General features: G+C 72.2%; 19 protein-coding genes. 8 read left to right on the top strand and 11 right to left on the bottom strand.

Annotation, left to right across the window (positions count from 1 at the left end; genetic code table 11):
- Nucleotides 1-211: 211 nt before the first annotated feature.
- From ACFVGS_RS35660 to ACFVGS_RS35705, 10 genes are all read right to left on the bottom strand, one after another.
- The gene (locus ACFVGS_RS35660) at nt 212-1,996 is read right to left on the bottom strand and encodes a 1-deoxy-D-xylulose-5-phosphate synthase (RefSeq protein ID WP_384408461.1); all 1,785 of its coding nucleotides are present in this window, start codon (nt 1,994-1,996) and stop codon (nt 212-214) included.
- Nucleotides 1,997-2,061: 65 nt separating this feature from the next.
- Nucleotides 2,062-3,081 (bottom strand): 4-hydroxy-3-methylbut-2-enyl diphosphate reductase, encoded by a 1,020-nt coding sequence (locus tag ACFVGS_RS35665; RefSeq protein ID WP_385696470.1) that lies wholly within the window; start codon nt 3,079-3,081, stop codon nt 2,062-2,064.
- Nucleotides 3,082-3,142: 61 nt separating this feature from the next.
- Entirely contained in the window at nt 3,143-3,433 is a 291-nt protein-coding gene (locus ACFVGS_RS35670; RefSeq protein WP_385696472.1) for a DUF6059 family protein, read from the bottom strand.
- Nucleotides 3,433-5,001, bottom strand: coding sequence for a tryptophan halogenase family protein (locus ACFVGS_RS35675; RefSeq protein WP_385696475.1), 1,569 nt, complete (start codon nt 4,999-5,001; stop codon nt 3,433-3,435). The genes ACFVGS_RS35670 and ACFVGS_RS35675 overlap by 1 nt, the downstream gene beginning before the upstream one ends.
- Nucleotides 5,002-5,038: 37 nt before the next feature.
- On the bottom strand, nt 5,039-5,755 hold the full coding sequence (locus tag ACFVGS_RS35680; RefSeq protein WP_385696478.1) for a tryptophan 2,3-dioxygenase family protein: 717 nt from the start codon (nt 5,753-5,755) through the stop codon (nt 5,039-5,041).
- A gap of 44 nt (nt 5,756-5,799) precedes the next feature.
- Nucleotides 5,800-6,651, bottom strand: a complete 852-nt coding sequence (locus ACFVGS_RS35685; RefSeq protein WP_385696481.1) for an alpha/beta fold hydrolase — start codon at nt 6,649-6,651, stop codon at nt 5,800-5,802.
- A 67-nt stretch (nt 6,652-6,718) separates the two neighbouring features.
- Nucleotides 6,719-7,927, bottom strand: a complete 1,209-nt coding sequence (locus ACFVGS_RS35690) for a cytochrome P450 (protein WP_385696484.1) — start codon at nt 7,925-7,927, stop codon at nt 6,719-6,721.
- 46 nt (nt 7,928-7,973) lie between these two features.
- On the bottom strand, nt 7,974-8,528 hold the full coding sequence (locus tag ACFVGS_RS35695) for a flavin reductase family protein (protein WP_385696486.1): 555 nt from the start codon (nt 8,526-8,528) through the stop codon (nt 7,974-7,976).
- Nucleotides 8,529-8,604: 76 nt separating this feature from the next.
- Nucleotides 8,605-8,862, bottom strand: a complete 258-nt coding sequence (locus tag ACFVGS_RS35700) for an acyl carrier protein (RefSeq protein ID WP_384408429.1) — start codon at nt 8,860-8,862, stop codon at nt 8,605-8,607.
- Entirely contained in the window at nt 8,859-10,403 is a 1,545-nt protein-coding gene (locus ACFVGS_RS35705) for a class I adenylate-forming enzyme family protein (RefSeq protein ID WP_385696489.1), read from the bottom strand. Before ACFVGS_RS35705 ends, ACFVGS_RS35700 begins: the two co-directional genes overlap by 4 nt.
- Nucleotides 10,404-11,185: 782 nt before the next feature.
- Between ACFVGS_RS35705 and ACFVGS_RS35710 the strand changes: the two genes are divergently transcribed.
- The 8 genes from ACFVGS_RS35710 to ACFVGS_RS35745 all read left to right on the top strand — a co-directional run bounded on the left by ACFVGS_RS35710 (nt 11,186) and on the right by ACFVGS_RS35745 (nt 19,595).
- Nucleotides 11,186-12,382 carry a cytochrome P450 gene (locus tag ACFVGS_RS35710; RefSeq protein WP_384408425.1) on the top strand — a complete coding sequence of 399 codons (1,197 nt, stop codon included), beginning with the start codon at nt 11,186-11,188 and terminating at the stop codon, nt 12,380-12,382.
- A 63-nt stretch (nt 12,383-12,445) separates the two neighbouring features.
- A complete protein-coding gene (locus ACFVGS_RS35715; protein ID WP_384408423.1) occupies nt 12,446-13,318 on the top strand; it encodes a fumarylacetoacetate hydrolase family protein in 873 nt (290 codons plus the stop codon).
- Nucleotides 13,315-14,340: a polyprenyl synthetase family protein gene (locus ACFVGS_RS35720; RefSeq protein ID WP_385696493.1), complete on the top strand. Its 1,026-nt coding sequence runs from the start codon at nt 13,315-13,317 to the stop codon at nt 14,338-14,340. The genes ACFVGS_RS35715 and ACFVGS_RS35720 overlap by 4 nt, the downstream gene beginning before the upstream one ends.
- A gap of 1 nt (nt 14,341) precedes the next feature.
- Nucleotides 14,342-15,328 (top strand): UbiA family prenyltransferase, encoded by a 987-nt coding sequence (locus ACFVGS_RS35725; protein ID WP_385696496.1) that lies wholly within the window; start codon nt 14,342-14,344, stop codon nt 15,326-15,328.
- Between the two features lie 40 nt (nt 15,329-15,368).
- Complete coding sequence (locus tag ACFVGS_RS35730; RefSeq protein WP_385696498.1) at nt 15,369-17,084, top strand: prenyltransferase/squalene oxidase repeat-containing protein; 1,716 nt, start codon at nt 15,369-15,371, stop codon at nt 17,082-17,084.
- Nucleotides 17,081-18,367, top strand: a complete 1,287-nt coding sequence (locus ACFVGS_RS35735; RefSeq protein ID WP_384408415.1) for an FAD-dependent oxidoreductase — start codon at nt 17,081-17,083, stop codon at nt 18,365-18,367. The genes ACFVGS_RS35730 and ACFVGS_RS35735 overlap by 4 nt, the downstream gene beginning before the upstream one ends.
- A 72-nt stretch (nt 18,368-18,439) precedes the next feature.
- Complete coding sequence (locus ACFVGS_RS35740; RefSeq protein WP_385696501.1) at nt 18,440-19,309, top strand: TauD/TfdA dioxygenase family protein; 870 nt, start codon at nt 18,440-18,442, stop codon at nt 19,307-19,309.
- Between the two features lie 73 nt (nt 19,310-19,382).
- Complete coding sequence (locus tag ACFVGS_RS35745; protein ID WP_384408411.1) at nt 19,383-19,595, top strand: response regulator transcription factor; 213 nt, start codon at nt 19,383-19,385, stop codon at nt 19,593-19,595.
- Nucleotides 19,596-19,685: 90 nt separating this feature from the next.
- On the opposite strand, the gene ACFVGS_RS35750 is transcribed toward ACFVGS_RS35745, so the two are convergent.
- A complete protein-coding gene (locus ACFVGS_RS35750; RefSeq protein WP_384408409.1) occupies nt 19,686-20,945 on the bottom strand; it encodes a cation:proton antiporter in 1,260 nt (419 codons plus the stop codon).
- Between the last annotated feature and the right edge of the window lie 20 nt (nt 20,946-20,965).

Genomic DNA, 20,965 nt, shown 5'->3' on the forward strand with positions numbered 1-20,965 from the left:
CGGGGCGTCGCCGCCGACGGCCACCGATCCGACCTGGATCTGGCGGCTCTTGCGCCGCTCGGCGAGCCGGGTCGGAACGGACGGGATACCGAGAGGGACCGGCATCACTCCGTGCTCCTCACTGTCGTGCTCCTCACTGTCGTCGGAACCGCTGTCGGATCCGCTGGTGGAACCGCTGTCGCATCCGCTGTCGGAACCTGCTGTCGAGTGATCACGGACGGCGCTCGCGCGCCGGGCCGGCCATCGGTCCGCCGGGACGGGGGAGTTCGGTCACGGCGCGCGCGATGCCCTCCCCGGACAGGCCGCACCGCGCCAGGACCTCCGCTCGTGTGCCGTGTTCGAGGAAGTCCTGCGGCAGACCGAGGGTGCGGACGGGCGCCGGCGCTCCGGCGTCGCTCATCGCCTGGGCGATCGCCTGCCCGGCGCCTCCGGCCCGGCCGCCGTCCTCGACGGTGACGACGAGCCGGTGGCGCAGGCCGAGCTCGACCACGGCGGGCGGCACGGGCTTGACCCAGCGGGGGTCGACGACGGTGACTCCGAGACCGTGCCCGGTCAGCCGTTCGGCCGCGTCCGCGCACGCGTCGGCCATGGCCCCGACGGAGACGAGCAGGACGTCCGCCCGCTCGCCGCGCCGCAGGACGTCCACGCCGCCCACGCTCTCGACCGCCGGGATGTCGGCACCGGTGCTGCCCTTCGGGAAGCGCACCGCGGTGGGCCCGTCGTGCACGGAGACCGCTTCCCGCAGGGCCCGCCGCAGGGTCGCGGCGTCCCGGGGCGCGGCCACCCGCAGGTGGGGCACGAGCTGGAGCAGCGACAGGTCCCACATGCCGTGGTGGGAGGGACCGTCGTCGCCGGTCACCCCGGCACGGTCCAGCACGAAGGTCACCGCGGCCCGGTGCAGCGCCGTGTCCAGCAGGAGCTGGTCGAAGGCCCGGTTGAGGAAGGTCGCGTACAGCGCCACCACCGGGTGCAGGCCCCCGAAGGCCAGGCCCGCCGCCGCGGTCACCGCGTGCTGCTCGGCGATGCCGACGTCGACCGTGCGGTCCGGGTAGCGGCCGGCGAAGGTGCTCAGCCCCGTCGGTTCGAGCATCGCGGCCGTGACCGCCACGATGTCCGGTCGCGTCTCCCCGAGTTCGGCCAGTGCCTCGCCGAAGACGGAGGTCCACGACGGCGACTTCCTGCCGGGCGCCCCGGGCGCGGTCCGGGCGCGGACGGCGTGGAACCTGTCCGCCTCGTCCTGCTCGGCCGGGGCGTGACCGCGGCCCTTCTCGGTGACGCAGTGCAGCACGACCGGCCGGCGCAGGGCCGCCGCCCGGTGCAGTGCCTCCTCGAGCCCGGCGATGTCGTGCCCGTCGACGGGCCCCAGATAGGCCAGCCCGAGTTGTTCGAACAGGGCCCGCGGCGGCTCGGGGCCGCGCAGCGCCGCCAGGTGTCCGGCCAGCGCGCCGACGGTGGGGGCGTAGGACCGGGTGTTGTCGTTGAGCACGACGATCACCGGCCGGTCCTGCGCCGCCCCGATGTTGTTGAGCGCTTCCCAGGCCATGCCGCCGGTCAGCGCCCCGTCGCCGATCACCGCCACCACGTGGTCGGTGACGCCGCGCAGACGGTGGGCCCTTGCGAGGCCGTCGGCCCAGGACAGCACGGTCGAGGCGTGCGAGTTCTCGATGACGTCGTGCTCGGACTCCTGCCGGGACGGATAGCCGGAGAGGCCGCCGGCCTGCCGCAGGGCGTCGAAGCCCGCGGCGCGACCCGTGAGGATCTTGTGCACATAGGTCTGGTGCCCGGTGTCCCAGAGGATCCGGTCCCTCGGGGAGTCGAAGACGCGGTGCAGCGCGAGGGAGAGCTCGACGACGCCCAGGTTGGGGCCGAGGTGACCGCCCGTCCTGGTGACGGTGTCGACCAGGGACCGGCGGATGTCCTCCGCGAGCCGGCGCGCCGCCTCGGGGGACAGGGCCTTCAGGCCGGCCGGTCCGCCGAGCTCGTCCAGGGCCGGCACGGTGTGGCCCCCGGTGACCGTCGTGTGCCGAAGTGCCGCCGTACGGGCGTCCGTCACGGTCGACATCAGCCCACCTCGTCGGCGAGAGGGGTGCGCGGCGTCCTGCCGGTGACCGGGTCGGCCAGGCGCCCCGGGATGGAGAACACGACGTCCTCCACGGCGCCTTCCTGCACCTCGACGTCGGCGTAGCCGAGCGAGGCCAGCCGGTCGACCAGTTCGCCCACCAGGATCTCCGGGGCGCTGGCACCCGAGCTGACGCCGACCCGTGACGCCCCTTCCAGCCACCGCTCGTCCAGCTCGGTGACGTCCGGGACCAGGTGGGCGGCGGCACCGTGCTCCCGGGCCACCTCGACCATGCGCAGCGAGTTGCTGGAATTGCGCGATCCGACGACCAGGACCAGGTCGGTGCGGCCGGCCAGCTCCTTGACCGCGTTCTGCCGGTTCTGGCTGGCGTAGCAGATGTCGTCGTCGTGCGGGCCGACGATGTCGTGGAACCGGTGCCGCAGCGCTTCGACGACGCGCGCGGTCTCGTCGAACGACAGGGTGGTCTGGGTGAGATAGGCCACCGGCGTGTCGTCGGCCAGGTCGAGCCGCCGTACGTCCTCGGTCGTCTCGACCACCAGGGTGCGCTCGGGCGCCTCGCCGCGCACGCCTTCGACCTCCTCGTGACCCGCGTGCCCGACCAGCAGGATGACGCGCCCGTCCCGGGCGAAGCGCAGCGCCTCCTGGTGCACCTTGGCGACGAGCGGACAGGTCGCGTCGATGACTTCCAGGCGCCGTTCGTCGGCCCTGGCGCGGACCGCGGGCGAGACGCCGTGCGCCGAGAACACGCACAGGGCGCCCTCCGGCACCTCGTCCTCGCTGTCGACGAAGCGCGCGCCCCGCTTCTCCAGCTCGGAGACGACGTAGTGGTTGTGCACGATCTCCTTGCGTACGTAGACCGGCGCGCCGTGCAGGTCCAGGGCCCGCTCCACGATGCCGATGGCGCGGCGCACGCCCGCGCAGAAGCCTCTCGGCTGGGCCAGCGCGACCTGTTTGTCGGGTCCGGCCCCCGAACGGGGTCCGGAGGTGAGCTGAGTTGTCATCGGATCTCTTCTCCCACGGGAAACGTGTTCGCCACCCGGCACCGTGCTGCCGACGGGACGGTCAGGGCAGCCGGTCGGCGTGACCGGTCTTCGGCACTCCGGGAGCGCCGGAGGCGAGCTGCTGCCACAGGGCCTGCTCGGCCGGTGAGGGCCGTACGTGCGGGACGAGCCGCTCCGGGTGGCCGGGCGCGGGGGCGGCCCCGGGCCTCGGGGGACGGCGGGGCGGGTGCGCCTGCCCTTCCGTGAGCCATTCGGCCGGCGGGGTGAGGCCCCAGAACATGCCGTAGGCCACCAGTCCCGGCTGCAGCCACCGCAGCCAGCCGTCCCACCAGCCTCCTCCATGGCGCGCCATCAGGCCGGGGTACGGGCCGCGGCGGCCTCGTGCTGGTGCGCCAGATAGGCGTACTGGCTGGGCAGCCGGGCGGTCAGGGCGTCCGCCTGCTGCCGCACCCGTGCGAACTCCTTCAGCGCGTCGGTCTCGTCGAGCCGTGAGAGCACCGGGAGCGACGGGGTCTCCAGGCCGCCGAGTCCCAGGAGCATGGCGGTGTACGAGTAGGGCTCGAAGCCGTGGAAATAGGGGTACACCGAGTCCTCGTCGGGGAGCTTCGTGCGCCACTGCTCGATGCGCTCGGCGAGGCCGTCGGGGATGCGGCGCGTCTTGGCGTCCCGCCAGTACTGGTTGTCGTCGCGCGCGGCGGCGTAGTAGTGGAGGACGAGGAACTCCCGTACGCCGTCCATGACGCGTCCGACCTGCCGGTTGTACGCCTCGCGCAGCCGCTCGTCGTCCCGTCCGTCGGGGAGGTGCCGGACGAGCTGCTCGATGCCGTTCTGGATGAAGAAGATGCCCGTGGACTCGAGCGGCTCGACGAAGCCGCTGGACAGCCCGATCGCCACGCAGTTCTTCGCCCACGACTGGGCGCTGCGGCCGATCCTCATCCGGATGTGGTTGGCGGACAGGTCGTCGGCGGCGGGGCCGACGAAGTCCCGCAGGGTCTTCTCGGCCTCCTCCGGCGAGCAGTAGTCGCTGGCGTAGACGTAGCCGGTGCCCAGCCGGTCGAGCAGCGGGATCGTCCAGATCCAGCCGGCGTCCTGGGCGGTGGCCGTGGTGCACGGCCGCATGCCTCGCTTCGCCACGTCCACGGGTACGCGCAGGGCCACCGCACTGTCGTTGGGCAGGCTGTCCTGGTACGAGACGAACGGCACGCCCAGGGCCTTGTTCAGCAGGAGGCCGCGGAAACCGGTGCAGTCGACGAAGAGGTCACCGGTGAGCTCCCCGTGTTCCTTGGTGAGCACGTTCCTGATGGATCCGTCCTCGTCGAGGCGCACGTCGAGCACGTCGTCGAGCACGTGCCGGACGCCGCGCTCGACCCCGAACCGGGTGAGGAAGCGCGCCAGCAGGGTGGCGTCGAAGTGGTAGGCGTAGGGGAACTGGGTGGACTGGCCGGGCGGCGTCGCGCGCTGGTCACCCTCGCCCGTGAGGAAGTCCTGCTCGAAGACGGTGCCGTCCAGGTACTTCGGGGACGCCTTGGCGTCGCACAGCGCGGCCAGCACGGACGCGTCCCGGTCGAACCGGTCGCCCGGCCTCAGGTGCAGCCACCAGTCGGCGAGCGAGTAGCCGTTCACGACCCGCGGGCGCTCGAACGGGTGGTAGAAGTAGTGCCCCTTCTCGCGCCAGTTCTCGAAGCGGATCGCGAGCTTGTACGAGGCGTGGCACTCCGGCATCCACTCGTGCTCGGCCAGGCCGAGGAACCGGAAGAAGTGCCGCACGGTGCTGAACGTGGCCTCGCCCACGCCGATCGTCGAGACGTTCCTGGACTCGACGAGCGTCACGTCGATCCGTTCGCCGAGGGCGGCCTTGAGATAGGTGGCGGTCATCCATCCCGCCGTACCGCCGCCGACGATTACCACACTGGAGATCATGGGTCCTCACCTTGGTTTTCCGTGACGAAGGGACGTCTCAGCCCGTGCTGCCGGCCAGCTCGGACGCGTGCGACTCGCCGCGGTGGACGCGGAGTTCGCGGAACGGCAGGGTGATCCGGCGCAGCAGGTGGTCGATGCCGCTGGTGCCGCCGGTGCCCTGCTCGCCGCCGACCATCCGGGACATCAGGCCGAGATGGGCGACCTTCCACCGCCACAGGCCGTCGCCGACGTCGAGCAGCGCCTCGGCGATCCGGTGCAGGACGCCCGCCTCGGCACCCTGTCGGCACACCTGCGTCACCGAGAGGCCCGAGCGCGCCGCGGCGGCCACGAACGCCTCGTACAGCGCACCCCGGCGCCGGTCGTCACCGATCAGCCGGGCGAGCACGGCGAACTGCCCGGACTGTGCCCCGCTCGCGGTGCCGAGGAGCGGCCGGAACTCGACGAAGTCCCGCAGCGGCAGCCGTTCCAGTACGAGGACCTGCTCGTGCAGCACGCGGAGCAGCCCGCCGGACCGCTGCAGCAGCTCCACGGTCGGCTCGAGGCGCTCCGCGCCGGACGCGGAGGCGAGGGTGTCCACCACGGCCTCGAGATCGGCGACCAGCTGCTTGAGCCACAGCTCGCACGACTGGTGGGCGACGATGAAGAAGTGTTCGGCCAGCACCACCGAGCGGTCGGCCGTACCCGACGAACGCGGGTTCTGGAGTGACAGCAGGGTGTCGACCTGCAGGTACTCCGAGTAGGTCAGATCGGTCATGAGTCACTCCAGGTGCAGTACTCGGTCGATGACACCGCCTGGGCTCAGGCCGTTTCCGTGAGCACCTGGCGCAGGAGCCGGACGAAGGGTTCCGGCTCGCCCTGGAAGCCCGTGTGGTCCCCGGGGAAGTCGACGAGCCCGGTGCCGAGTTCCCCGGCGAGCGCGGTCGCGGACCGGTGGGAGAGCTGTCCCTTGGACTCGGTTCCGCCGCCCACCACGACGCGGGCGGACGCCGCCCGCAGCGCGGACAGGTCGGGGCGGTAGAGCGCCGTGGGACGCAGGACGTGCGCGAAGAACCGGTCGAGGATGGCCCGTACGTCGGCCGGCGGAGTGAACGACGCGAAGTCGGTGACCTCGTGCCGCCCGCCTCCGGGCGGCCGCGAGAACCGCTCGACGCCGGTCAGGGCGGCGTACTTCTTCAGGCCCTCGTTGCGGCCCTGTCCGGTGTACGTCTCGCAGACGTCCTGCAGTGCCGCGCGCAACTCGGCGGCGTCCGGCAGCAGTTCGACGAGCGGAGCCTCGTGTGCCACCACGGCGCGCACCTGCTCGGGGTGCCGGGTGAGCAGGTCCAGCGCGATCGAGGCCCCGCCGCTGCTGCCGAAGACATAGGCCGGCGCGTCGCCCAGCACCGTGAGCAGCCGGTGGACGTCGTCGGTCAGCAGGTCGAGCGTCACCTCCGCGTCGGGGTCCTCGGCGGTGCTCCGCAGGAAGCCGCGGGGGTCGTAGGTGACGACGGTGAAGTGTTCGGCGAGGAGCGGGGTGATGGTCGCGAATCCCCTGCTGCCCATGGGCGCGCCGACCAGCAGGAGCAGGGGTCCCGCTCCGCTGGTCTCGTAGCAGAGTCGCGCACCCGGCACCTCGATCACATGTTCGGTCGTGGCGGCGGTCGTGGCCATGAACGGTTCGTCCTTTCTCTCTGGTTCGGGTCCGGCAGGCTCCGGTCCGGTCCCCGCGCCCTCCGGTTCAGGCCCAGCACACACGGAGGGGGAGCCGCCTGGGGCCGAAGATCCCGCGTGCGTCGTGGAACTCGACGTCCGGACCGGCCGAGAACCCGCTCCAGCGGTCGAGCATCAGCTCCAGGGCGACACGGGTCTCGAGACGGGCCAGCGGAGCCCCCACACAGAAGTGGATGCCGTGCCCGAAGCTGAGGTGGGGGTTGGGCTTGCGGCGGAAGTCGAAGCGGTCCGGGTCGGCGAACACCCGCTCGTCCCGGTTGGCCGAGGAGAGCCAGGTGACGACGATCTCGCCCGCCGGAATGGTGCGTCCGCCGGCCTCGACGTCCCGGGTGGTGCGTCGCGTCATCGGAGCCAGCGGCGCGCGGTAGCGGAGCACTTCCTCGATGGCGGTGGGCAGTGAGGACCTGTCCGCGCGCAGGGCCGCGACGGCCTCCGGGTGTTCTCCCAGGCACAGCACGGCATTGCCGAGCAGCACGGTGGTGGTGATGTGGCCGGCGAGCAGCAGCAGGCTGACGAAGCCGACCATCTCCTCGTCCGCGAGGCGCTGGCCGTCCACCTCCGCCGCCGCGAGGGCGCTGATCAGGTCGTCCTTGGGCCGGGCGCGGCGCGAGCGGATGTGTTCCAGGCAGTACGGGTTCATCTCGCGCATCACCGCGGCCATGGACCGGACGCGCTGCTCGTTCGGGATGAGCCCGCCGCCCCCGCCGCTCGGCGACACCAGGGCCTCGGCCCAGCGCCGGAAGGTGGCGCGGTCCTCGGCGGGGATGCCGAGGAGCTCCGTGATGACGATGACCGGCAGGGGATAGGCCAGGTCCGAGATCACCTCGATCCGGTCCGCGCCCTTCACCGCGTCGAGGAGTTCGCCGGCGATCTCGGTGATGCGGGGTTCGAGCCGGGCCACGACCCGCGGCGTGAACGCCTTGCCGACGAGGGCGCGCAGCTTGCGGTGGTCCGGCGGGTCCTTGCGGATGAGATTGCCGCGGGAGAAGAGGTCGACGTCCTCCTGGGAGGGCGTGAGATCACTGAAGTCGGACGAGAAGGCGACCGAGTCGGCCAGGATCCGTTCCGCGTCCGCGTACCGGAAGACGTGCCACACTCCGCTGCCCTCGTCGTGGCTGACGGGGGCGTACTCCCTCATCCGCCGGAACCAGTCCAGGGTCGACTCGACGTCGCCGGACTGCTCGGCCAGTCCGAGACCGTGCTCGGTTGCGGTCATCGCGGCATTCCCCTCGGGTTGATCGGCGCTCTGGTCGGTGTGGGTGTCAGGCGGCGGGTCCGGGGCCGGCCGGCCAGGCCGAGAACCGCCGCAGGCCGTAGAGCAGCGGTACGTCCGGCCGGACCTCCATGCCCGCCACCTCGCCGAGGACGACCGTGTGGTCGCCGACGGCGTACAGCCCGGCGAGGGCGCATTCCGCGACGGCGAGGGCGTCCTCGTGCAGCCACGGCAGCCCCGCCGTGTCCGTCGGCCGCCAGCGGACGTGCCCGAACCGGTCGGCGACAGGGGACGAGAAGACCTCCGCGGCGGCGCGTGCCCGTGCGTGCAGCAGGTTCACCGCGAACCACTCCCGCGCCCGGATCGCGTCCAGGGTGCTGCCGTGGGTCTTCAGACAGACGAGGAGGGTCGGCGGATCGAGGGCGACGCTGCTGAGCGAGGAACAGGTGACGCCTCGGGGCGCTCCGTCCCTCCCGGTGCTCGTCACGACGGCCACACCCGTGGGGAACGAGCTCATCAGGGAGCGGAAGTCGTGTCCGTCGACGCGGTGCGGTGCGTCGTGCGGCGCTCGGGTCCCGGCGACGGCGATGTGAACGCGTTCCACGAGAATTCCTCTGCTGGGTGGGGGAGGCAGGTGTCGGGCGCGCCCGGTCCGGACTTTTCGTTCACGCGGCGCCGTGTTACTTCCGGGCGGTCACGGATTCGGCGAGGAAAAGGAGTGAGCTGCGCGCGGTGGGCGGCCTTTCGGGGTCCCAGTCGACCTGGAACTCGCTTTCCACCCGGTCCAGCAGGATCATCAGCGTGAGCGAATCGACACCGAGATCGAGGAACGAGCGAGCGCGGTCGATCTCCGCGTCGCCGGGGTGCTCGTCCCAGACCTCCCGTAGGATCGCCTCCAGGTGAATCAGGGCGTGTTCCCGTGCTGCGTCCGATTTCATGAACTCATCTCTCCGACGGGGACGGCAGGAACCCCGGAAGAGTCCGCTGCCATTCCGTCGAGGAGTCGGCGGCGGTCGATTTTTCCGGCGGTGTTCCGAGGCAACTCCGGAACGACGCGGTATTCCTCCGGGCGTTTGTACCGGGCGAGTTTCCGGCGGGCCAGATCCCGCAGCGTCTCCTGGAGCCGGGGGTCCTGGCCGGCGACGACCACGCAGGCGACGGGAAGCTCGCCCCACTCGTCGCTCGGAACGCCGACCACGCAGACCTCGCGCACGGCCGGGTGGTCGAGGAGCACCTCCTCGACCTCCGCCGGATACACCTTCTGTCCGCCGCGGATGATCACGTCCTTCGCCCGGCCAGCGAGGTGGATGTAGCCCTCCGCGTCGACCGTGCCGAGGTCGCCGGTGCGCACCCAGCCGTCGCGCAGCGCCTCGGCGGTGGCCTCGGGGTCGTTCCAGTACCCGCGCATGACGGCGGGGCTGCGGACCCACAGCTCGCCGATCCGCCCCGTGGGGGAGGGGCGTCCCTCGTCGTCGACGCTGCGGAACACCGTGCCCATGGTCGCCCGGCCGATGGACGCGGCGGGTCCCCGGGCCTCGCCCGGTGTGTAGTCGTGGTCTTCGGGCGGCAGGGTGACCAGGGGGCCGCCCGCCTCCGTCAGGCCGTACATCTGGCGGAAGCCGCAGCCGAGCCTCGCGTGCGCTTCGAGGAGGAGCGGTCGCGGCATGGGCGCCGCGCCGTAGATGACCTCCCGGAGGCCGGGCAGATCCGTCGACGAGGCTCCGCGGGTCCTGAGCAGGAACCGGAGCATGTCGGGGACCAGGAACAGGTGGGTCACGCCCTCCCGGCGGATCGTGGCGACGCACTCCTGCGGGCTGAACATCCGCATGAGCACCACGGTCGCGCCGGCGGCGAGGTAGATGAGCGGGATGACCATCGCCCCGTGGGACAACGGCCCGCAGTGCAGGAACACCTGGTCAGGGCCCGGCCGGACGTCGGCCTGGTACCCGAGCGCCACGGACCGCAGCGAGGTGTGGTCGACGCAGACGCCCTTCGCCCGGCCGGTCGTCGCGGAGGTCTGCAGGATGAACATCAGCGCGTCGTCGGGGACGTCGGCCGGCGGCAGGGCGGGGTCGCGGGCGAGGGCCTGGCGGTACTCCGCACTGTCGTAGAGGAGGACGGGAAGGTCCGGACCGATGCCGGCGATGCCGGGGAGGCCGGGCTCGCCGACGACCGCCGACACCTCGAACCGCCGTACCGCGTCGGCCACTTCCTCGGCGACGGCCCCGTAGTGAAGGGGGACGGCGGTCGCTCCGATCTTTCCCAGGGCGAAGTACGTCTCGAGCACCTCGAGGCGGTTGTGCGACACCACCGCGACGCGGTGGCCGCGTCCGACACCCCTCTCCAGGAAGGCCGTGGCCAGGCTGTCGGTGCGGCGGTCCAACTCCGCGTACGTAGCGTGCCGGTCACCGTCACGGACCGCGACCCGCCGGCCGTACCGCTGCCGGCCCCGCTCCAGAAGCAGGGTCATCCAGGACATGAACCGACTCCCCCCGTCTCGGCAATCGTGGTTGTTGATCAGCCTTCAGCACCCTGCCGGGCGGCCGACGGCATCGACAACCCCGACTTTGCTGGGGTACCCACGAGGGGCTTCCTTCGTTACCATGCGCGCTCCCCGGGCGAGAGCGCCTCGGCGGCACCACGTCGCCCCTACGACCGCCGTCCGGGACCTGACGGACGATGGCCTGGACCTGACGTGTTCCGCGGGTGCGCCGTCGTACTCGTGGCCACTCCACGCAACATTTCGGCCAGCGCTCCGCCCGCTCGTGGCCGTCGTGGAGATCGCCGCCGGACGGCCACGAACGAGCACGTCACATGCCCTGCCGAACCTCATGTCCGAAGAAGGCGCGGGCATTACCGGGTGACGCGCGGCGCCAAAACGGAGGGTTGTCACGCCGAGGCCCGGTGCTACTATCGGCCCCTCAAGTGATCCAACTGTCTGGCATATCCAGGCCGGACCGTCTCGCAGACGTCACCGGGCCGTGGTGTCGCGGCCGAGGAGCAATGAGCAACGGGGGATTCACCATGGTTTCCGGTATTCCGTTGGGCGCGTTCAGAGTCGCGCTTCCGTGGCCGCAAGCCGTTCCCCCACGGACTTTCCCGGGCTGATCACCCTCATTTCTTCGGTCGCCCGCCTTTTTCCCGTCCGACGCACGTCCATCGACCATCCCCACTTCCACCTGCGTCGTGCGGTGCCCCGGCACCGTGGACCAGCTTCGGCGTGCGCTCGCTCCTGAGCGCGCGCAGATCGGAATGCCCTTCATGGATTACGTCGCCGACTATCCGACCGCCGCCGAGCACGCCGGTGAACTGCCGCCCGATCTCGACCGATTACGACGCGAGGATCCCGTCTCCCGGGTCCGCCTGCCGGACGGGAGGACCGCCTGGCTGGTGACCCGCCACGACGACGTGCGCACCGTGCTCTCCGGCGCGGGCTTCACGAGGGACCTGACGGCGGCCGCCGCCACGGCCGGGCCGGGCGCGGGTGGGACCCGGATGCGCACCGTGAACATGGACGGCCGGCCCCACCTGGAACTCCGCGGCCTGGTGGCCAAGGCGTTCTCCGCCCGGCGGATCGAGGAACTCAGGCCGTCGGTCACCGAGCTGGCGGAACGTTTTCTCAATGACCTGGAGCGGGACGGGCCGCCCGCCGACCTGGTCCGCCATGTCGCCGCCCCGCTGCCGGCCGTCGTCATCTGCGAGCTGCTGGGACTTCCCGTCGCGGACCACGGCAGGCTGAGCGGCTGGTGCGACCGGATCACGACCGTGGGCCCGGCCGGGCTCGACCAGGTGGCCTGGCGGGAGCTCGGCTCCTACATGGCCGGCGCGGTCGAGGAGAAGCGCGCGGACCTGAAGCAGGGCGGCCGGCCGGACGCCGACGTGCTGGGCACCCTGGTCCGCGCCCACGACGACGAGGGACGCCTCAGCCACGAGGAGCTCGTCTCGCTGCTGATCGTCATCCTCGCGGGCGGCCTGGAGACGACGCAGACCGCGATCAGCGCCGGCGTGCTCAGACTCCTCCAGCATCCCGATCAGTTGGCCCGGCTCCGCGAGGACCCCTCGCTGATGGACCCGACGGTGGAGGAGATCCTCCGCCATCAGCCCGTCATCGACCTCAACCGGGTGCAGGTGGCGACCGAGGACGTCGTGCTGAGCGGGCGGCTGGTGCGCGCGGGTGAGCTGGTGCAGGTCTCCGTCAACGCGGCCAACCGCGACGAGACCGTCTTCGCCCAGGGTGCCCGATTCGACCTCACGCGGCGGCCGAACCCGCATCTCGCGTTCGGTCACGGCGCCCACCACTGTCTCGGCGCGTCCCTCGCGCGGCTCGAACTGAGCGTGGTGTTCTCGGCGATCCTCCGGCGCTTCCCCGGCCTGCGGCCGGCGGTGCGACCCGAGGAGCTGTCCTGGCGCGGCGGTCACGTCACCCTGGGACTTCCGGAGCTGCCCGTCGCCTGGTGAGGCGTCCCGCGTTCCCGCACCGGGGTACGGCCCGTACCGACGACGCAAAGGAAGGGACCTCGCATGCTCATATGTCGATATATCGATTCACGCTCCTCGCGCGACCGGCCCGTCGACCGACCCGCCGCCCGGCCCGAGTACGGACGGCTGACGCGGAGCGGCGACGACGCCACCGTCGTACCCGTCGCGTACGACACGTCGTCCGGCCGCTGGGTGGAGACCGGCAGCGGCCCGGCACGTCCGCTCGCCGAGGTCGACCTGCTGCCGCCGGCCGAGCCGAGCAAGATCGCCTGCCTGGCGCTCAACCACGCACCGGACGGCCGCGCGACCGGTGACCGGCGCCCGGCCGGCGCCGCCTCCTGCGCGGTCGTCCTCAAGCCTCCCTCCTCACTGGAAGCCTCCGGGAGCACCGTGTGCCACCCGGGAGACGAGTGGGAGCTGGCATACGAGGCCGAGCTCGCCGTCGTGATCGGCGCGCGCTGCTTCCGGGTCCCGGCCGAAGAGGCCTCCCGGGTCGTGGCCGGCTACACCTGCGCGAACGACCTCACGGCCTACGCGCAGCCGTCCACGCACACCGCCGGCGGCGCCGGCCGCGCCGCCGCTCCGCCGGTCTGGGCCAAGCACTTCGACGGCTTCACGCCGCTCGGCCCCTGGCTCGCCACGGACCTCGACCCGGACGACGCCGAGATCACCTGCACGCTCGACGGCGAGACCGTGCGGCGGGTCAGCACCCGCGACCTCCTCACCCCGGTGCCGGAGGTGATCGCCGCGGTCAGCGAGCACATGACCCTGCTGCCCGGCGACGTGATCCTCACCGGCACACCCGCGGCATCCGGCCCGCTGTCGGTCGGCAGCCGCATCGACGTGACGATCGCGGACATCGGCACCCTCACCACGACCATCGGCAAGCCGCACGAAGGGCGGAACCTGCGATGACCATCGTCAACAACCTCACCCGGGACGCGAAGCCGTCGGGCCTCGCCTCGTTCCTGGCCGGTGGCGACCCGTTACAGCGCGAGTTACTCGGCATCTGGGGCGGCGGCCTCGACGTCCTCGGCCGGATAGCCGAGTACGCGCTGGTGCCGGCCGGGAAGCTGCTCCGGCCGCTGCTCGTCCTCGAGTCGGCCCGATGTGTCGGCGGCACCCCCGAGGAACTCACCGAGCTGGCCCTGGCCATCGAATACCTGCACGTCGCCACCCTGATCCACGACGACATCATCGACGAGGACGACATGCGCCGCGGACGCCCGTCCGTCCAGGCCGAGTTCGGCGTCGCCCCCGCCATCGTCGCCGGCGACGGACTGATCCTCGAGACCTTCGCCGCCCTGACCGGCTCCCGGCCCGCCGGCGTCTCCGACGCCGACATCGTGGCGGTCACCTCGGTCATGGCCCGGGCCGGGGTGGACCTGTGCCGAGGACAGCTGCTGGAAGCGGAGTACGTCGGGGACCTCGACTGCACCGTGGACCAGTACCTGACGGTGGCGCGGCTCAAGACCGGAGTGCTCTTCGAGGCGGCCTGCCGGATCGGGGCGGTCCTCGGCACCGGCAGGCAGGACTGGATCCGTGCCCTCGGCGAGTACGGCATGAATCTCGGCATCGCCTTCCAGATCCGAGACGACCTCCTCGGCTTCGACGACGCCTCGGCGCACATCGGCAAGCCGCAGGACAGCGATCTGGAGAACCGCCGGCCGACCCTCCCGGTCCTGCTTGCCCACCAGCGGGCCTCGGACCGCGAACGCGCCCTGCTGGAGCGGGCGTTCCGCGGCCAGCTGCCCCCCGAGGAGGCCTTCGCCCTGGTCCGCGAGCTCGTCCGGACCACCGGTGGCCGGGACGCGGCCGCGGACATGGCCACGGGACTGATCGACGACGCGAAGGACCGTCTCTCCCTGCTGCCCGCGGGCGAGAGCGCCGACACGCTCGCGGAGATCGCCGACTACGCCTCGCGGCGCGCCTTCTGAGATGGACGGCAACCGTCTCGTCGGCACGCTGGGCGCGCACGTGCGCACCTGGCGGCCGTACACCATCTGGTACCCGGGCCTCGTCGGCCTCGCGGGCGCCACCCTGGCCGCCGAGCCGCGGGCGAACGCGGCCCTGCTCGCCGCCTGGTTCGCCCCCACCGCGGTCTGGGTCGCCGCACACTACCTCGGCGACTACCTCGACCGGCACCTCGACGCCATCAGCAAGCCCCAACGGCCCATCCCCTCGGGCCGGATGGCGCCCAGGACGGCGCTCCTGTGCGGCACGCTCCTGGCCGCCGCCGGCTGCGCCGCCGCGCTGGCCGTCAACTGGCGGACCATCCTGCTCCTGGCCGTCGGCATCGGCGGAGCGCTGGCCTACAACGGCCTGTTCAAGGCACGCGGGCTCTGGGGAAACGTCGTGCGGGGCGCGCTCACCGGCGCGGCCTTCGCCTTCGGCACGATGATGACCGTCGACTTCCCGCCGGTCGGACTGCTGCCGTTCGTCGTGGTGTTCTGGGCCCACGACGCCGCCTCCAACGTGGTCGGCACGCTCCGCGACGTCGCCGGTGACCGCGAGGGCGGCTACGCCACCTTCGCCGTGCGCCGCGGACTGCGGACCGCCGGGCGGACGGCCGCCGCGCTGTACGGCCTCGCCCTCGTGACCGCGGCGTTCGGCTGCCTGGCGGTACCGCGCGACCGGGCGATCTGCCTCCTCGTGGTGCTGCTCGCCGGGGCGGTCGGCTCCACGGCCTTCGGGCTGGTCCTCGGCCCCCGGCGGGAGCTCACCCCGCGTACGGCCCTGCGCGCGCACGAAGTGCTGGTCGCCGAACGGATCGTCCTCGCGGACGCCCTGCTCGTCCCCGGCCTCGGGCCGGCCCTGGCACTGGGGATCCTCGTTCCGCTGCTCGTCCTCACCCTCGGTGTCCAGCACAGGATGCGCTCCGGACACGAGTTCGCGCCCGACGGCCAGGCCGCGACCGCCCGCTGAACCCTCCGACCACCCGGCGAGAGAAGGAGAAGGACTTCCCGTGTGCTCAGCTGTGGACAGTCGTGTCGAGGCGTCGATCGCCCACGCCGCCGAGACCTTGTTCGCCCGACAGCGTTCCGACGGCTCCTGGCCCAACCGGCGGCCCCCGGCCGTCCTGGGCACGGCCGGAGCCGTGGCCGCCCTGCGCGTCGCGGACCCGACCCGCTCCCGCGAGCTCGTCGAGCGCGGAACCCGGTGGCTGCTGTCGGCACAGAACCCGGACGGAGGCTGGGGCGGAGTGGCCGGCGCCCCCACCCAGCTCGTCCCCACCCTGATAGCCGTCGCCGCCCTGCACCTGAACGACCCGGAAGGACACCGGGAACCCGTACGCCGCGCCCTGGAACTGGTGCGCTCGCTCGGCGGGACCGAGGCCCTCACCGACCCCGGTATGGCCCACATGGCCCGGACCTTCCTCGCCCTCGCGGGTCTGGAGGAACTCGAGGGCTCACGGCGCATCCCGCTCGAACTGCTCCTGCTCCCCCCTCGGGTCTGGCGCCGCCGGCTGTCCTTCCGGCTCGCTCCGTTCGTCGCGATGGCCTTCATCCAGGCCCGGTACAGCCCGCCGACCGGACTCGGTCGGCTGCTGCACCGCGCCGCCCGCCAGGCCGGGCTCCGCGCACTGGCACAGGTGGAACGCGGCGAGAACGACCGCGGCGGCTACGGCGGTGACAACTGGCTGGTCGCGGTGGTCTGCATCGGCCTCAGCTGCGCCGGCGCCCCGGCCGCGACGATCGCCGACGCCGTCGGCTACCTCCGCTCCAACGCGCGGGAGGACGGCTCCTGGCACATCATGCAGGGCCTCGACCTGATCGGCGGCTCCTACGTGGCACGCGGCCTCGCGGACGCCGGCTACGCCCACGACGAGCGCCTGGTGCGGGCGCGCCAGTGGCTGCGCGACTGCCGGCAGGTCCAGGGATTCCCCGTCTACGACGCGCCGCCCGGCGGCTGGGGCTGGGAAGGGCCCCGGGGCTGGCCCAACTTCCTGGACAGCGCCAACGTCCTGTCCGCACTCGCCGTCGCCGGGCCGCGCGAGCCCGGCGAACCGCTCCGCCGCGGGCTCCGCTGGCTGGAGTCCCGGCAGGACCGCACCGGCTCGTGGGGCACCTTCGTCCCGGACACGACACTGCCGAACGACGGCCCCTGCCCCTACGTCACCGCGCAGGCCGTCGAGGTCGCCCTGGACTGCGGGGCCGACCCGCACGACCCCGGCGTCCGCCGGGCCCTGGACTGGCTGCTCGCCCACCAGCGCCCGGACGGAACCTACGAGGCGCTGTGGTACCGGGGGCTCACCCCGGGAACCGCGATGGCCCTGGTCGCCTTCGGGCGGGCCGGACTCGGTGACCACCCGGTCGCCCGGCGCGCGCGCCAGGCCCTGCTGCGCACCCAGCTCGAGGACGGTTCCTGGGGACCGGGAGAGACGGGAACGCTCGGTGACGACCCCTCGTCGGGGACGGTCGAGGAGACCGCCTGGGCCCTGCGGGCGCTGCTCGCGTCCGGAGTGCCGGCCGACGACCCTCAGGTGCGGCGCGCGGCCGACTGGATCCTCGCGGCGCAGCGGCCGGACGGCCTGTGGCCGGCCGGTCAGGTGTGCATGCACATCAGGAACTTCGCCTACTACGTGGACGGCCTGATCGTGAACGGGCTCGCCCTGAAGGCACTCGGAAGCTATCGGGCCGCACGTGCGGCGGACGACCACGCGGAACTGGAGGCGCGATGAGCGGGGGCCGTGGGCCGGACGGTCCGGTCGAGGCGGACGTCGTCATCTGCGGTGCCGGGGTCGCCGGGCTGGCGGCGGCCTGCGCGCTCGGCCGGCACGGCATCGACGTCCTGCTGCTGGAGAAGCAGCGGAGCCGGCCACCTGTCGCGAAGGGCGAGGTGCTCCAGCCGGGCTCGCTGAACCTCCTGCACGGCTGGGGCGTCCTGCCGGCCCTGGAGGCGAGGCGGGCGGTCCGGCTCGACCGGCTCGTCGCCCGCCGGGCCGACGGGAGCGAGCTGCTCACCATGGACTTCGGCCAGCTCGACACCGAGCGTCCCTGGCTGCTGTCCCACGACTACGTGACGATCCTGGAGTGCCTGGAAGGTGCCCTGGGCGGCACGGTCCGCCGGCAGCACGGTGTCCTGGTCGACGACCTGCTCAGGGACGAGCAGGGCCGCGTGACCGGGGTACGGACCGGCGGCGGGGACCGGCGCGAGATCCGCGCCCGGGCCGTGCTGGCCGCCGACGGCCGGTCCTCCCGGCTGCGCCGCCTCGCCGGGATGACCGCGGACCCCGTGGCGTACGACCACCGCCTGCTCTCCTTCGAGCTCGCCGGAACACCCCCCGTCAGCGACGAGGTCTCCACCTATGTCACGGACCGCGGCATGGTGATGGTCTATCCGCTGCCCGACGAGCGGATCCGGGTCTACGTCCAGGTGGCCGCGGACGAACTCAGGAAGGCCGACCAGGCGCGGCTCCGCCGGTGGTGCCGGCAACTCGTCGAGGACGTACCGGCGTTGGGCCCGCTCGCCGGCTTCCTCGAAGCGGGACTGGGAAGCAGACAACTGCTGCCGGTGTTCCAGTACTGGGCGCCGTCCCTGGTGCGACCGGGCATCGCGCTGATCGGGGAGGCGGCGCACGGTGTCCATCCGCTGTCGGCCCAGGGGATGAACACGGCCATCGGGGACGCCGCCGCCCTGGCCTCCCGGCTGGCGGGCGTGGACCTGGGCGACCGGGCCGCGCTCGACGGTGCACTGCGCGCGTACGAAGGGGAACGCCTGGAACGGATCAAGGACATCCACAGCATGAGCCACAACGCCGCCCGGATGATGACCAGCACCTCGCGGGGCGGGCGGATCCTGGGCCGGCGTCTGCTGAGCGGATCGGCGAGGAGCGGTCGGCTGCGCCACCAGCTGACCTACAACATGTCCGGCCTCGGCATACGGCCGCTCGGCACGCTGGACCGGCTCTTCCAGCTCGGGGTGCTGCCCGACCGCAGACGGGCACCCGTCGCCGCGAGGTGACGCGCCGTCGCGGACCGGCCGGCTTGAAATCCACACAGGCTGACGACAGCCGTACATCCATGAAGGGTTGACATGATGTCGAACACACTCGGGACGACCTTCGACGTCCGGCCGCTGACGGCGGCCCTCGGCGCCGAGATCCACGGGCTTCGCCTGGAGGACATCGACGACGAGGCCTTCGCCGAGTTACGCCGCCTGCTCCTGAAGTACCTGGTGCTCTTCATACCGGACCAGGAAGGGTGGTCGCCCGAGTCGCGCATCGCCTTCGGCCGCCGCTTCGGGGAGCTCGAGGTGCACCCGTACCTGCCCCATCTGGACGGGCATCCGGAGATCCAGATCATCGACTCGGAGCAGGACGGCAAGATCCCGATCTGGCACACGGACATGACGTACTCGCCCAACCCGCCGATCGGGTCGGTGCTGCAGATCGTCCGCAGCCCCGGTGTGGGCGGCGACACCATGTGGTCCAACCAGTACCTGGCCTACGAGGCGCTCTCCGCTCCGCTGCGCGACCTGCTCGACGGACTCACCGCCGTCCACGCCATCCGCATTCCGGGGCTGGAGAGCCGGGCGGAGCACCCGGTCGTCCGGGTCCATCCCGACACCGGCCGCCGCGCGCTGTTCGTCAACCGGGCCCACACCTCGCACATCGCCCAGCTCAGCAGAAACGAGAGCGACGCGCTGCTCCAGTACCTCACCGAGTTCGCCACCTCGCCGCAGTTCACCTGTCGTTACCAGTGGCGGCCGGGCGACGTGGCGATCTGGGACAACCGCGTCACCCAGCACTACGCCGTCGACGACTACGCGGAGCGCCGCACCGGCCTGAGGGTGGTCGTCCTCGGCGACGAACCCACCGGGAACGCGGCCCGGTGGGACCACTACCGGGCCAGGCCGGGCGAGCGCTACGCGCCGGCGCGCATGAACGCGAAGGAGTCCTACTGACGCCGCTCTCTCCCTCGACGGAAGCACAGACAACCCGACGTCAGATGGACGCGAATGCGAGGTGTTGAGTGACATGCCGATCACCGAACCGAAACTCACCCCCAGGCAGACCGAAGTGGTCCGGCTCGCGGTTCTCGGCCTGACCGCGAAGGAGACGGCCCGCTGCCTGGGGATCTCGAAGAACACCGTCGAAGAGCACCTGAGGGACGCGCGGCTGCGGGTCGGAGCGGCGACCAAGTCCCGGCTGATCGGATGGGCGGTCATGTCCGGTCTCGTCCGGACCTGACGCGTCACCGGACGGATCCGGCAGGGAAGGGCGGCCCGGCGGCGCACGCCGCGGCCGCCCTTTCCTGTCCGGCGCTCCGCTCCGCCGGGATCACTCACGGACCACGACCGGCGTCTCCGCGGAGACCGCCTCGCGTGCCGCCTCGGCCTCGACGAGCCGCCGGGGCAGCAGCCACCGCAACAGCGGCCCGGCCATCGTCGTCGTGACCACCGCCATGACCACCATGAGCGAGTACAGCTCGCGGTCGAGGATGCCCAGGCTCAGTCCCACGCTCAGCGCGATGAGTTCGGTGAGGCCGCGGGTGTTCATCAGGGTGGCCAGCGCCGCGGACTGCCGGGCGGGCATCCCGTGGCCGCGCGCGGCGAAGAAGGCCCCGGCGAACTTGCCGCCGATGGCCACCAGAAGGATCAGCCCGAGGTCGCCCAGGCCGGCCGGACCGATCCCGGACAGGTCGACGTTGAGCCCCGCGGTCACGAAGAAGACCGGCAGCAGCAGGGTCTGGCTCAGGTTCCCGAGCTGCTCGTGGATGCCCGCGCGGAGCCGGGCCGAGTGCTCGCGCGGGATGACGGCACCGAAGACGAAGGCCCCGAAGATGAAGTGCAGCCCCGCCCACTCCGTCGCGGCCGCCGACAGCAGCAGCCCGGCGAGGACGAGGGAGAATCCGGCCGGAGTGAGGCCCCCGTCGCCGGCCCGCAGTCGCCTGAGCAGCGGCCGTACGACGAAGAACATGAGCAGCAGGTAGGGCACGATGAGCAGGACGTGCCACTGTCCGGTCGCGGCCGCGCCGCTGATCGCGGTGACCGCGGCCAGGACCGTCCACGCCAGGACGTCGTCGATGGAGGCGCAGGCGAGCGCCAGCGTTCCCAGGGTGGTGCGGTCAAGACCGCGTTCGGTGAGGATCCGGGCGAGCACGGGGAACGCGGTGATGGACATCGCGATGCCCATGAAGAGCACGAACGCGGTGTTGTCCGGGCTCGGGTGCTCGCGCAGGAGGTACGCGCCGAGTGCGCAGCCGAGTCCGAACGGCAGCAGGACGGAGCTGAGCGAGACGGTGACCGCGAAGCCGCCCGAGCCCCGGGCCTGGGCGATGTCCCACTCGAGGCCGACGGTGAACATGAAGACGGCGACGCCGACCGTGGCCAGGGCGGTGAGCAGCGGCCGGACGTCGGACGGGAACAGGTGGTCGGACAGCGCGCCGCCGAAGAGCGTCGGTCCGAGCAGGATCCCGGCCAGGATCTCGCCGATGACGGCGGGCTGGTCGAACTTCCGGGCGAGCGCGCCGAGCAGCCGTGCGAGGAGCACGACGACCGCGAGCCCGACGAGCAGTTCCGTGATGTGCTGGGGTTTCATGGGTCCCCGTTTTCGTCGAA

The sequence above is a fragment of the Streptomyces sp. NPDC127114 genome (assembly GCF_042677525.1).
In the GTDB taxonomy this organism is placed as follows: domain Bacteria; phylum Actinomycetota; class Actinomycetes; order Streptomycetales; family Streptomycetaceae; genus Streptomyces.

Excerpts from the sequence above, each read along its gene's own strand:
- ACFVGS_RS35665 (WP_385696470.1), bottom strand. The coding sequence starts at position 3,081 with ATGACAACTCAGCTCACCTCCGGACCCCGTTCGGGGGCCGGACCCGAC.
- ACFVGS_RS35670 (WP_385696472.1), bottom strand. The coding sequence starts at position 3,433 with ATGGCGCGCCATGGAGGAGGCTGGTGGGACGGCTGGCTGCGGTGGCTG.
- ACFVGS_RS35675 (WP_385696475.1), bottom strand. The coding sequence starts at position 5,001 with ATGATCTCCAGTGTGGTAATCGTCGGCGGCGGTACGGCGGGATGGATG.
- ACFVGS_RS35680 (WP_385696478.1), bottom strand. The coding sequence starts at position 5,755 with ATGACCGATCTGACCTACTCGGAGTACCTGCAGGTCGACACCCTGCTG.
- ACFVGS_RS35685 (WP_385696481.1), bottom strand. The coding sequence starts at position 6,651 with ATGGCCACGACCGCCGCCACGACCGAACATGTGATCGAGGTGCCGGGT.
- ACFVGS_RS35690 (WP_385696484.1), bottom strand. The coding sequence starts at position 7,927 with ATGACCGCAACCGAGCACGGTCTCGGACTGGCCGAGCAGTCCGGCGAC.
- ACFVGS_RS35700 (WP_384408429.1), bottom strand. The coding sequence starts at position 8,862 with ATGAAATCGGACGCAGCACGGGAACACGCCCTGATTCACCTGGAGGCG.
- ACFVGS_RS35705 (WP_385696489.1), bottom strand. The coding sequence starts at position 10,403 with ATGTCCTGGATGACCCTGCTTCTGGAGCGGGGCCGGCAGCGGTACGGC.
- ACFVGS_RS35710 (WP_384408425.1), top strand. The coding sequence starts at position 11,186 with ATGGATTACGTCGCCGACTATCCGACCGCCGCCGAGCACGCCGGTGAA.
- ACFVGS_RS35715 (WP_384408423.1), top strand. The coding sequence starts at position 12,446 with ATGCTCATATGTCGATATATCGATTCACGCTCCTCGCGCGACCGGCCC.
- ACFVGS_RS35720 (WP_385696493.1), top strand. The coding sequence starts at position 13,315 with ATGACCATCGTCAACAACCTCACCCGGGACGCGAAGCCGTCGGGCCTC.
- ACFVGS_RS35725 (WP_385696496.1), top strand. The coding sequence starts at position 14,342 with ATGGACGGCAACCGTCTCGTCGGCACGCTGGGCGCGCACGTGCGCACC.
- ACFVGS_RS35735 (WP_384408415.1), top strand. The coding sequence starts at position 17,081 with ATGAGCGGGGGCCGTGGGCCGGACGGTCCGGTCGAGGCGGACGTCGTC.
- ACFVGS_RS35740 (WP_385696501.1), top strand. The coding sequence starts at position 18,440 with ATGATGTCGAACACACTCGGGACGACCTTCGACGTCCGGCCGCTGACG.
- ACFVGS_RS35745 (WP_384408411.1), top strand. The coding sequence starts at position 19,383 with ATGCCGATCACCGAACCGAAACTCACCCCCAGGCAGACCGAAGTGGTC.
- ACFVGS_RS35750 (WP_384408409.1), bottom strand. The coding sequence starts at position 20,945 with ATGAAACCCCAGCACATCACGGAACTGCTCGTCGGGCTCGCGGTCGTC.